The organism is Hominiventricola sp., from assembly GCF_057604405.1.
Genome location: NZ_DBLYVB010000067.1, coordinates 1 through 2,599 on the forward strand (window position 1 = coordinate 1; position 2,599 = coordinate 2,599).

Genomic DNA, 2,599 nt, shown 5'->3' on the forward strand with positions numbered 1-2,599 from the left:
GGCAGATTGAACATGCCGTCCTGTATATTGAGATCCTTGTGAAAGAACATCTGTCTCTTTCCGGGCGGATTGTACCAGATATATTCTTCCTGTCCTTTTCTCGGATTGCAGGCCAGCATGTTTTCGGGGACTCTGCCTGCCGGTATCCCGCTCATTTCCTCCGTATAGGATTCCAGCAGGGTATTCATGAATTCGTATGTGACAGGGATACCTGCCCCCATCTGTCCGCTTTTCCCGATGGGACGCAATTCTATGAAGTACCTGGTGTCAGAATTTCTTCTGTCTTCATATTTGTAGGCTATGATAGCAGCTTTCGGCACCATCATTTTCTGTATGTTTTGGGTCAGTTCATTCATGATGTTTATAAATTATAGGTAACATGTTCTACAAATTTCTCAAACCATTTTGAAAACTGTTCCGGATAATTCTCTGGTCTGAACAGTTTTTCAGTTTCCGGTGTGATGAAGGTAAATGATACGGGAGTCTGGTTATATGTCTCCTGACAGTCAGTACTGAAACAGCTTTCCATGTCTTTGGTAACCGTATCCGTAATGGAATATGTAAGCAGAATCTGATATTCGAGCGGTGGCGGTTCGAAATCCCTTTCCTTTTCGCTTGCATAGTCATAGTCATAATTCAAGATATGAGGACTGTCTTTTGCAATCAGGGACATCCCTTCAGTAATCAGTTCCAAAAGTCTTTTTTCCTTATTGCTGGAAGGATTACAGTTGCTGATATGTTCTTCCAGATTCCTACAGAAAGCTCTGGAGTGCATCCGGCACAGCTTCCTGTGGATTTTCCCTTTCTCATATGACCTGAAAAGCTTTTCCTTTCTGTACAAATCCTTTTTCTCTTCCTCATCAATCTGTTCAAAGTCCACATAATCGATACAGACTTCCGACATCTCAAAATAAGGGGTATCGGTTATATCCATCATCCTGTGATACTTGATGAACCTTCTGATGAACTCCAGTGTAATCTTTTTAATTTCACCGTGCAGCCTTTCCGTAAAGTCTATCGGTATAAAGAAAAGCGTATAATCCGGCCATTCATGGAAATGGTAGATGCAGAACTGGAGCCTGTCACCAATAAGTTCCAGATTTACATGATGAGATACTATGGAATCTAGCGCATTATATAGCAGGCATATTTTTTCTCTTATGGAAGTCCTGCCTGTAGGATGGTATGGCAGCTCCACATCCAGGAGCTGCGCATACTTCATGGCTGAACGGTACAGGAAATCAAGATTCTCTTTGGTGGTGACATTTACCGTTACATCCCTGTCATTCTCCACATACAGGTCAGGAGCGATGGAAGGTATTCTCGTGTTCAGAAAACCATGAGGCTTTCTGCTGGAGGGAGTTTTCTTTTCTTCCTGCTTCTGATGCCCCGGCTTATGTCCGTATTTTCGAGTTCCGATATGATAAGTCTGGCTAAATTTTCCAAAGCCCGTTCCGTAAGTTGTGTACATGGTTTCTTGTCTTTACGTTGTCCTTTTTTCATGTCCTTACCCTTTCACTCCGATGGTTGTCTTGAATTCATATACCGCCCGGTCGTCTTCGATTTCCGGTCCGTGTATGGTTGCGGTGGTCAGTTCCGGATAGTTCATTGAATAGAAGTCCATCACTTCAGCCGGAGACATGTTTACGTTCGGATCGTCCAGTACGATCTCCTGACTGTTCTTCTTCATCTTGAATACTCTTTTCATTCCTTTAATTTCCAGTGCCATATTGTTTATTGTTTATTGGTTTTATAAGTCATTTATTTTTATATATCAGCAGTATACCATTTCTACCTGTGCCTCGTCCTTCATCCGGTATTCAGCCGGAAAATCAGGATATTCCGCATACGGGTCCTCTCTTAGAAGCTCCCTGTCATTTTCGTCTTCCGGATCGAAGCAGAATGTCTCATGGGTAGCCGGTGCAGTCTGGTATTCCCGTCCGTTTCCGTTTTGTACCTGTGCCGTTCCGTTCGGTATATGGCCGTTTGTCGGCTGCCGTACCTGTTGTTGTGGATAAGGAGCCGCCTCAGGCTGGTAAGCCGGCTGCTGCGGATAGGGCTGCATTGTAGTTCCTTGTGGCATACCTGTTCCTTGCATTACGGGGCGGTTTGGAGCAGGTTGGATATATGCTCCGTTCGTTCCATATACCGGTTGAGGCATTTCCTGTGGAATCTGCTGTGGAGCAGGCTGCATGACAGGTTCAGGATTCATAGTATGTGTCTGTTGCTCCGGGAATATGCTTGTTTGCATACCTGGTTGTGACTGACCGTTCATATTGCCTTGTGGTTGGGGAATTACCGGCGCCGGTTCCTCTACCATACCGAACAGGCTTCCTGCACTGGCCTGTTTCTGTACTTCCTGCATCTTTTCGTCAATATCCTTCTGTTTTTCTGTAGGAGCCAGCACCCGTGCCTGTTTCAGCCATGTCATTGCTTCGGAGAACCTTTTTGCGGCAGTTGCATCATCAGCCTTCTTGAGGAGCTTTTCCATCTTTTCACGTTTTTCCCTGGCTTCCTTTGATTCAGCCGGTACTGTTGGAGTTTTGGATGATTTGGCCTGTGATGTAGCCTTTTCTGCCTGTTTCTCGAAATTTTCCGC

Annotated in this window: 3 protein-coding genes and 1 pseudogene; all 4 read right to left on the bottom strand. The window is 44.9% G+C overall.

Translation table 11 applies throughout. The features are described 5' to 3' along the window. The coding region (locus ACZMB2_RS13955) for a hypothetical protein (protein WP_487597166.1) at positions 1-326 on the bottom strand (326 nt) is incomplete at its 3' end. 35 nt (positions 327-361) lie between these two features. After that, positions 362-1,471, bottom strand: coding sequence for a hypothetical protein (locus tag ACZMB2_RS13960; protein ID WP_487597167.1), 1,110 nt, complete (start codon positions 1,469-1,471; stop codon positions 362-364). Positions 1,472-1,507: 36 nt separating this feature from the next. Beyond that, entirely contained in the window at positions 1,508-1,729 is a 222-nt protein-coding gene (locus ACZMB2_RS13965) for a PRTRC system protein C (protein ID WP_487597168.1), read from the bottom strand. Positions 1,730-1,774: 45 nt separating this feature from the next. Then, positions 1,775-2,599 (bottom strand): annotated as a pseudogene (locus ACZMB2_RS13970) (hypothetical protein); the annotation flags it as partial.

What these genes read in the sequence shown, in the direction of transcription:
- ACZMB2_RS13960 (WP_487597167.1), bottom strand. Translation starts at nt 1,471, where the DNA reads ATGTACACAACTTACGGAACGGGCTTTGGAAAATTTAGCCAGACTTAT.
- ACZMB2_RS13965 (WP_487597168.1), bottom strand. Translation starts at nt 1,729, where the DNA reads ATGGCACTGGAAATTAAAGGAATGAAAAGAGTATTCAAGATGAAGAAG.